This is a genomic window from Microcystis sp. M53602_WE12, assembly GCF_030065455.1.
GTDB classification, from domain to species: Bacteria; Cyanobacteriota; Cyanobacteriia; order Cyanobacteriales; family Microcystaceae; genus Microcystis; species Microcystis aeruginosa.
On record NZ_JASJFB010000874.1, the window covers coordinates 1 to 9,478 of the forward strand.

General features: G+C 44.9%; 4 protein-coding genes. 3 read left to right on the forward strand and 1 reads right to left on the reverse strand.

Annotated elements, in window-relative coordinates; all coding sequences use genetic code 11:
• The coding region (locus PX482_RS26650) for a lipase family protein (protein WP_288123237.1) at window positions 1–628 on the forward strand (628 nt) is incomplete at its 5' end.
• A gap of 21 nt (window positions 629–649) precedes the next feature.
• Here the strand turns inward: PX482_RS26650 and PX482_RS26655 are convergent.
• Window positions 650–1,255 carry a hypothetical protein gene (locus PX482_RS26655; RefSeq protein ID WP_002759942.1) on the reverse strand — a complete coding sequence of 202 codons (606 nt, stop codon included), beginning with the start codon at window positions 1,253–1,255 and terminating at the stop codon, window positions 650–652.
• Between the two features lie 643 nt (window positions 1,256–1,898).
• Between PX482_RS26655 and PX482_RS26660 the strand changes: the two genes are divergently transcribed.
• Both PX482_RS26660 and PX482_RS26665 read left to right on the forward strand, forming a co-directional pair.
• Window positions 1,899–8,390, forward strand: coding sequence for a jacalin-like lectin (locus PX482_RS26660; protein WP_288028084.1), 6,492 nt, complete (start codon window positions 1,899–1,901; stop codon window positions 8,388–8,390).
• A gap of 169 nt (window positions 8,391–8,559) precedes the next feature.
• Window positions 8,560–9,216, forward strand: coding sequence for a DUF1906 domain-containing protein (locus tag PX482_RS26665; protein WP_002759945.1), 657 nt, complete (start codon window positions 8,560–8,562; stop codon window positions 9,214–9,216).
• Window positions 9,217–9,478: the final 262 nt, after the last annotated feature.

Sequence of the window (9,478 nt, forward strand, 5' to 3'; positions counted from 1 at the left end):
GTTAGAATTTTTGACCCAGGAAATTCCCAGCCAATCTGACCAACCTATTGAAATCATTACCACCGGCCATAGTTTAGGCGGAGCATTATCTCCAGTAATGGCATTATGGCTGTACGAAAATCAAGCAACTTGGAACCCTACTGGTAAACAAATCACCGTCAATACCCAATTTTCTGCCGGAGCAACTCCAGGGGATCAAACCTTTTCTGATTACTACGGAAATACGGAGCCAGGTCTCAATCAAAGCAGCCGACTATGGAATAGTTTGGATATTGTTCCCCATGCTTGGAATATTGAGCAATTACAGCAGATTACTACCCTGTATCAATCTTGTAATATTCCTAAATCTTCGAGAATTGCACTATTAGTTAATAGTCAAATTCAGAAAGTGAAAAACTGCAATTATCTCGCCTTAAATCCCAGCACTTTTGCCATGAAAGGTGAATGTGGCGTTTTTCCTCAACCGCAAACAACTCCCCTGAAGCAATTTCTGCAAGAAGCCTATTTTCAGCATATCCAAGCTTATTTCAATCTTCTGGAAATTGACTGGCCGCTGACAGAAAATGTGGCTAATGCTCTCACGCTAACGGATCAAGATTTAGATGATATTGCCACTAAGTTAAGCTAATTATTCTATACTACGAACAGATTACCAAGCTTTAGGCTGAAATTGAGGATCGTTTAAAATAATTACATTGTCTCCTGACTGAGCTAAGACAAATAATCCTTGACGATAAGCATAAAGAGCAATATCGTCGGGGACAACCATTCCGGCTACCGCTCCTAATGCTTTCAGATTCTGGTAACGAGGCATTAATCTTTTGAATTTTTCTAGTCGCTCTAAATGTTCGTCAACATCGCTTTGAGTCAGTTTACTTTTCACTTCAATTAAGACGGCTTCGGTATTATTAACTACTAATAAATCTATTTCGAGTCCCCCTTCGGGGCGTTGGGCTGACACTCCTGAGTATAATTCATGAACATCAAGCCCTCTTTCTTTAAATAATCTTACCGCGGCGGGACGAATTTGCCATTCGACAAATTCTCCCAAGCGATTTCCGAGTTTTCCTAGCTGTTTATCAACTCTCTGGCTTTGCTCTTTTAAAAGTCTTTCTGTTTCTTGAAAACGGCGATCGCTTTCTTGACGTTGTTCTCGCATTAAACGTTCTGTTTCTTGAAAACGGCGATCAGTTTCTTTTTGAGCTTCGACTAATTCCCCTAATAAACGCCAGACATCATCAGCGGTTGTGGCCATCAGATTTTCCCCTTAGATTTTTATTTCAATTATTATTCTACCAAGCTTTAGTCCGACATTGTGTGCTTAGGATTTCTTGGTCTTAAAATTATTTTTTTGAGACTTTCTTCTGGCTTGTGACAACTAGGTTAAATAAAGTCAACATTCCCACTGGATAAATTTGTAGAAGAACAAAGAAGAGGATTAATTGCCTAAGAAGGGCAATGTAAAGATTGGTTAAATTTTTTACATCGGCCACTTGACAGGGGGGGGATTGTGTATTCCGTTATTATCAACTATTGGAGTTATCGCAGGCAATAGGGAAAAAAAGCTTAAGCTTTGTGGGAATTTGCCGCACCCTACTTATCCTTAACAATAGGTTTACTGCTATAAGTTTTGACCCAACAGGAACTAATTTCCTGTTCAATCGTTCTTAATAAATGAATCCTCAATTGAGTCACGTTTGTTATTGAAGATAATCGATGATTCAATTACCCAGGATTGTTCAATATCTGCTCAATATAGCAGGTGACAAGGGGAAAAAAGCTTAAGCTTTGTGGGAATTTGCCGCCTCCTAGTTGTCCTAGCTGCCTTGGCGGTTGCCAAGTAGAGAAAAGCCAGATTATTTAATTTCAACTCAATCCGTATTAGGAGAATTTTTGTCATGGCTGCGCTTGCAAATATGAATCTTATTGGCGTTCCTCATGCCGTTGAATTAATCAGCGGTATCGGCGTTGGTTTTAATTGTTTTACTGGCAAGCAGATGACGAATGCTTTGGCAGCCAATCCAACAATTCAAAACTTAGGCACTAATTCCCAAAGTTTTTTTAAGATTTGTTATTCGGCTGAAGATTTTAATAATACCGTTACCAATTCCTTAGGCGTTTCGGCGCAGATTAGCTTAAAAAAAGCCAGCAATGATTCCAGTTCTGGTTCCGATTCTAGTTCTGGTTCCGATTCTGGTTCTGGTTCTGGTTCCAGTTCCGATTCTAGTTCTACCTTTAGCGACCCTTCAGTAAGTTCAACTCTGAGCCTATCTAATGCCTTGTCTATCAATGATACTTCCGTCAGTGTTATTGTTTATGCACGGGTTGAGAACATTCATCAGGCGCTGAGTCAATGCCAGTTAAACAGTAGCATTACTGTACCGACAACGCCAAGTGAATGCTTGAACTTTTATCAACAGTATGGCGATAGTTTTGTGTCTGAATTGACGGAAGGGGCGGAGTATGTGGCAGTTTTTGTTTTTTCTTGCCAAACCAAAGAAGACCAGCGCAGTTTACAGGCGGCATTGACAGCACAGGTGACAGTGAATGTTTGTGATCATATTTCGCCAACGCTGGGCGCTAATTTGACTGCTGGCTTAACAGAAACGCTGAACAATACCACCGTGCGTTGTCAGATTTATCAATCTTTAGTTGGTAGCAGCGCTAGTTTGCCGACCTTTGCCAATAGTTCAGATGTGAGTCAATTTGTCTCTAATATAGTTTCAACTGCACAAAACTTGAACGCCAATACGCCAGTGGTGTTTGATTTTGCGGTAACTGGCTATGAAACCCTGTTTGGCAGCAGTTTAAGCGCCTCGTTTATGAATATTGCGGCTAACCGACAGATTTATCTTGATTGTATTGCTCCGACCCTGACAAGTTTAGGGTATCTTGCCAGCAAATATCAGTGGATTGCTACTGCGTATCAGGCTTATAAATATAGCGGCGATACCACGTTTAGCACCAACCAAAAGCAGTTAAATAGCGATATAAGTAACGTCAATAGCTGGATTAGCAGTATTGCGGCGAACCCAACACAAACGCCGAGCATTGCTAGTTCAATTAATCCGCCACTGAGTTTAATGAACGGCATACCGGTATTTAATTATTTAGTACCGACGCAACCGCTGTTTGGGGATACCAGTAACGAGCCGTTTCAGGATATTGATGTCGGCTCTGAGGTGAGTACCTCGAGCAGCACCAGTACCAGCACAACAGCGCTAAATGCAGGGATTAATGGCTCAATTTATGGTCATAACAGCCCAACCGCTTCGGGTACTTATTCGCAAGCCACCAGCCAAACTACGGGCATAGCGACGGCGATATCGAATATTCCGGTGCTTTATATGATTACCGTTTGGGGCAATAACAATGTCGCCCAGTTTTATGCCTCTTACAACACACTAAACTATACTCATCCATTTGCTCATGGTGCTGCTAATGTGTCTTCATGTAGTGGCGCAACCCTGTTTTTAACTGCTACTAATCAGGATGATGGTGTCGATAGCTTGAAGAATCAGGTGTATATCGACAAGATGAGCGGTCAAATCTCCAACGGCGTGATTACTCAGTTGAGTTTTACCGACAGTGCTAGTCACAGCATCACCCAACCGACAAGCACCAGTGGTAGCAGTTTTAGCTGGAGTTTGCCAGCAGCAGCGACGCTGATTGGCTTTCAGGGTTATTGCAACAGCAGTAATCTCCTCGGCTTGCAGCCAATTTGCATTATCGTACAGCCAGCAAAATGGTTAGCGCCATCGATTGAGACGCAACCGTTTGTCAATACGCTGCCAGTCAGCACCTTGGGCGTGGGCTATAATTCTTTTCTTGGCAGTGCTTTGCCGAATTCCGCACTAAACAGCAGCGCCTGTACCAGCGTTGACCAGGGGGCGCAAAGCGAAGTCATTATGAAAATTTGCGCCAGTCGCCAGTCATTATCGGAAACTTTGAGCAAAACCAGGGGATTTTCCATTGGCATACCAGGCTTTAAATTGAGTCACACCAAAACCAAAACCAAAACCATCCAAGTAACCGATACCGATGTGACGCTGGTGCTGATTACCCGTGTGGTGACATCGAGTCCGGTTTATACGCAATGCAACCTATCTCCCACGTTGGCTAATTTAACCACAGAGCAATTGTTCACTGAATATGGCGATTCATTTGTCTGCGCTACGGTTAACGGCGGATTGTATGTGGCGGTATTTGTGTTTCAATGCGATAGTAGCGCCGTACAGGAAACGGTGCAAAAAACCCTGAGTGCCAGTGCGTCGATTAAATCGGCCTCTCTCGATGCCAGTTTAAGTTCCGATGTGAGCAATGCCCAAAGTTCCAAAGGTGTTAATCTGATCTGTTACCAACAGGTTATCGGTAGCAGTAGTTTCTCTTTACCAAGTATGACTGGCAATGCCGAAACCGATGCGGAGGCTTTGGTGCAGACGGCCAGCCAGTTTTCTGCCAGCCATGTAGATACGCCTTGGCTGCTGTCATTTACCACGATGGGCTATGAAGGGCTGTTACCCGCCTCGGCTTTGAGCAGCTTCCAACCGATAGTTACCAACCGCCAGACTTATCAACTACAAGTCGCGCCTACTCTGACGCAGCTTTATGGCATTTGGTCTGAGATTGAGAACATCCTCCAGATTTATACGACTTACAATTACTACGCAGACCCTAATATTGGCTTTCCCATCAGGGGACAGCAACAAATGGTCTATAACGCGATCCAAGAATTGACCGCCTGGCTGACGGATGTTGCCGCCAATCCGCAACAGGCCGCTACCTCCCCTACTGACGGTTCCTGCGATCCCCTTGACATTATTGCCAAAGGGACTCCCAGCCTTAATTACAGCATAACCATCACCCCCTGTAACAGCAGCAGCAATCGATTATCGCCGCTGTGGGGCAACAATAATTCGGTGTCCTTTCAGGATATTTGCGCCGGACAGCCATTTTTCAACAGTAATACAGCCTTTAATGGCAATTATCCAGCGAACAGTACGCCGACACCACTTTGTTTAAAAGACTTGCCCAAGATCGCTGCTGTTCAGTTACATGGCGGCGATTATGTTGATCAGCTATCAACCATTTACAGTTATCAGGCTGGGGCCCAAACCTTTAGCCATGGCGGAAGTGGTGGCGGACCTTGTTTTAATCTGAATCTAGCCGTTGATGAATTTATCAGCAGCGTTAGTGGGACTTGCGGCGATTATATCAATCAACTCACATTCCAAACCACAAGCTCCCAAGACTATACGTTCCCGCTATCACCCTCCAGCACTGGTAACACAATTAGCTGGACTGCGGCAGATAATCAAATTTTGCTAGGTTTTCAAGGTTCCTCCGGCGATTATCTCAATCAGTTGCAATTGATTGTCCTGAGTCTCAGTCCAGCCAAATGGGCAGCCCCCCTACTGGATGACCTCTCCTCCCCCTTGCCTTGTCTTCCCATCACAACCGTGGGAATTGGCTTTAACAGCTTTAGCAACAGCGCTATGCCCAATGGTGCCTTGGATTTATCATCCCTGACTATCGGCGATCAAAACGCTACTGGCAAGCAGTGGTATCAAGTCTGTTCCTCTGGTGAAAGTTTGTCAAAGACGCTGAAATATGCGATCGGCGGCGGTGCTGACGATGATTCCTTCCATCGTAAAGTTACGCGCACGGCGAAGGTGAGCAATCTATCCGTAACGGTGGTGATCTATGCCTCCCATGAAAAAACCAGCCCGATCATTAATGGCACACCGCAATTAAGCAGCAGCGCACAAAGCTTGTTTAGCAGTTCACCGACGCAGTTTTATAGTGCCTATGGCGATAGCTATGTCTCTTCGGCAGTGTTGGGTATGGAATATATTGCCCTGTTTGTTTTTGAGTGCAGCACTGTTTCGGAACAGCAATCAGTCCTCAACAGTTTAAGCGCTCAGGGAGTGGTGCCAAGTGATCCGCCCATCACTTTAAGCGCTAATCTTGCCAAAAATATTACTCAGGCGGTGTCTTCACTAACCCTTGATTTCTACGCTTACCAGGTGATACGCGGCAGTGATACGCCCCTGCCCAATCCATTTAACAGCACCGGCAGTTCCAGCAGTTCCAGCAGTTCCAGCCAAGGCGCAGCACCGTTAATGAAGGCCTTGAATCCTGAAATCAGTAAGTTATCCCTTCCCTACGCCACCAGCAGCACCTCGACCAGCGATCCTGCTAACAGCGTCACTGTAACCAATGTAATCCAAAGTCTCCTGGCATTTGCCAATGGCTTGAGTGCCAATAACGTTACTGGTTCAGGCATCGCCCTCAGTTATACCACCGCTGGTTATGAGAATCTGGTTAGTGAAACCAGTAACTGGCAATTTCTCGCCAGTAATCGCCCAGTCGCTGATGCCATTAACAGCTATCTGGGTACTCTGGCCACCATCAATAACCAGATGCAGATTGTTGACGATTTGTATCAACGTTATAACTACACTGGCGATGCCACTTTTGCCGCAAACTGTGGGCAGTTGAAAAGTGATTATCAGGCGTTGCGATCGCAACAGATTAGTTTGTTTCAAAATCCGTTTACTGCCTCCTCCTACCCAACACAACCTCAAAGTATTACTAATGGTGTACCTACGGCTAACTGGTCAATCGTTACCGGACCAATCTGGGGTAATGATGCAAGCGCCGATTTCTGGGATATTAACAGTTCAATCGCGATCGGCTGCGAAACCATCAATGGCGGTACTGTAACCACAGCAACGAGCAGCAACAACAGCAGTAACCCGACACCACTCCGGTTGGGCCAACTACCGCTGTTGATTTCTGTTTCGATTTGGGGTGGTGATTATGTCAACCAAATTGGCACAACTTACCAATCCCTCAACGGGACCCAACAGTTTGCCCACGGACAAGGCACGGTGAATGCCTGGCCAGCACTCAACTTGAGCAAAGGAGAATTTATTACCGAAATCACTGTCATCTATGGTGATTATGTGAACGCAGTTCAATTCAGCACCAACTATGGCCAAACCTCCTTGCTTGCACCTGCCAGTTGTGATTCAGCTTCCGTTGCCACTTGGAGTGTTCCTGGGAACTGCACTCTCATCGGCTTTCAAGGCAGCAGCGGCGATTATCTGAATCAATTGCAACCGGTGTGTCTGAGTTTTTCGCCTGCTACTTGGTCGTCCGTATCTGTATCTGTCGACGAGATTCTTTTTCCATACACTCAATGTATCGCGGCAATGACTTTTCGTTCTGTTGAGGGTGTAACAAATGAATTGGATAACTATAATTTTTTCGTCTCTGCTTACCAAAGTGGCATCTCAGTTGGTCAATTTTCACCGAATCCAACCCCGCCAGATTATGTTTTACAAGTGGTGAGTAATCTTGATAATAATGGTAGCGGTACCACGGCTCTTGAGTTTCTGTTTGATCAGGGCAACCCTGGGTTTACCCCACCCTACTATTTCGTTTCCGGATCTTACGCTGGCAATATTTGGCTCAACAGCATTACTCCCGCTACTACTGGGCAATTTACAAGCAGTAATGTTACGACTCAGATCTCTGAACAAAGTGAACCCGATGCAGCAATTGCCGGACTTTTTTATTATGCCGTCACAAGCTATCTCTATGTAGCAGCGTCTAATGGCAACCTCTACTGGTATTCAGTCGGTTGGGCTAACGGCGTACCGAGCTTGTCTTATGTGGGTTCAAACAAATCTTATACGGCGGAAGCTCCAGTATCTCTGACCTTTTTCCCTGCGAACACGCTAACTAATTACGATTGTGTGCTACTCGGCGGCATATCAGAGGCCACGGGGGTTATCTTCAATGCTAAGAACCCATCTTCAACTCCTACCCTTTACGGGTATTTAGAGCAATATTGCAAGCCGATGGTGTATTCATCTGCTGTTTGTCAAGGAGCAAATGGTCTTTATTTTGCCACACTTTCGGGTAATTTACACTATCAGCCCTATAGTGGTTTCAATGCTTCGTTAGCTCCTATTTGGACAGTACCCAGTGGACAGGTCATTTTATCTTTAGCCTATTCACCAAACACCAATAATGTAGCTCCGGGAAATTATCCAGATGGAGCAATCTTTATTGCCACGGCTCCGTCCAACCCCTCTAATTCCTCTATGGGCAGTATCTGGGTTGTTGATGTCAGTAATAATACGGTGGGCAATGCCGCCCAACAGGATGCAACTATCTCAGGGTCCCCTTGGGCGATCATTGCTGATGCCAATCTGAATTATATGTGTGCAACTGGTTCAGGTGGTGTTTTCCTGAGTACCTTGGCAACTGATAATCCACAATCAAAGATGTTAGTCCCCAATGTAGGGTCTCCTATTGCATCGGATTCCTCTTCCTCGCTCACTGTTGTTACCGGTGCCGCCTTGGATTTTACACCATGAGATTCTGACACCACATGATGAATGTCTATTGTCAGGCATAATCAGTGGAGTGTTTGGGTTTCGTTCCTCAACCCAACCTACGAAACTAACCAGTACTAATTTCTTGCTCGATCGTCATTCATAAATAAGTCATCAATTTAGTTGAATTTTGCTCAAGGAGACATCAACTATGACTCAATTACCCGGAATTATTCAAAGTGCGCCCAATCAATCTTTGGGGTTTGATGCTGATTCTGTAATTACCAAAGCTACCGCCCAAAAATTTGCCAGTCAGGGTTACAAATTTTGTCTCCGTTATCTTTCCTTGGGTGCAGGAGAAGCACCGGGGGATTTAACCTACGAAGAAGCTCTTAGCATTTTACAAGGAGGACTGGCGTTAATGCCTGTGCAGCACGTTTCTTCCCCTGGTTGGGTTCCTTCCGCCCAATTGGGAACAACCTACGGCGATAATGCGGCAAATAATGCAATTTCAGTGGGTTTTCCCAGGAAAGTAAATGTTTGGTTAGATCTGGAAGGAATTAGTTCTGAAGTTTCAGCCGAAGCGGTAATTCAATACTGCACAAGTTGGTATAATGCTGTCGCAGGCGCGGGTTATTTACCCGGGTTATATGTGGGGGCTAATTCGATTTTGAATAGTCAGCAACTCTATGATTTGCCTTTTCAACATTATTGGCAATCAGAAAGTACCGTTCCCCCGGTGGCGGTTCGTAGTTATCAAATGGTACAGTCTTACGTTGGTGAACCAGTTAATGGCATTGGCATTGACCAAGATATTACCTACATTGATAAGGAAGGCGGTGTGCCTCAATGGTTAATTTTAACCTAAGTTTAATCTTTGGATAATTGACTTGACGGGCAGGTATCTATACATTGATGTTATGCCCTATACTATATAGGGTTTGCTGAAAAAGCTTTTCCTGGGGGCAGGGTGTGGGGTGTGGGGTGTGAGGTTTTACCAGTTTTGAGGTGGTCAACTACCTAATTTTCAGGGAAAAAGTACCTGAATTTTCCCCCGATCCCCGCAATGGCTGGCACTTTTTGAGGGGAAAAAAGTCCAAAAGTCTTATCCAACAAGGTTTTTAGATTTA

What these genes read in the sequence shown, in the direction of transcription:
- PX482_RS26655 (WP_002759942.1), bottom strand. Translation starts at nt 1,255, where the DNA reads ATGGCCACAACCGCTGATGATGTCTGGCGTTTATTAGGGGAATTAGTC.
- PX482_RS26660 (WP_288028084.1), top strand. Translation starts at nt 1,899, where the DNA reads ATGGCTGCGCTTGCAAATATGAATCTTATTGGCGTTCCTCATGCCGTT.
- PX482_RS26665 (WP_002759945.1), top strand. Translation starts at nt 8,560, where the DNA reads ATGACTCAATTACCCGGAATTATTCAAAGTGCGCCCAATCAATCTTTG.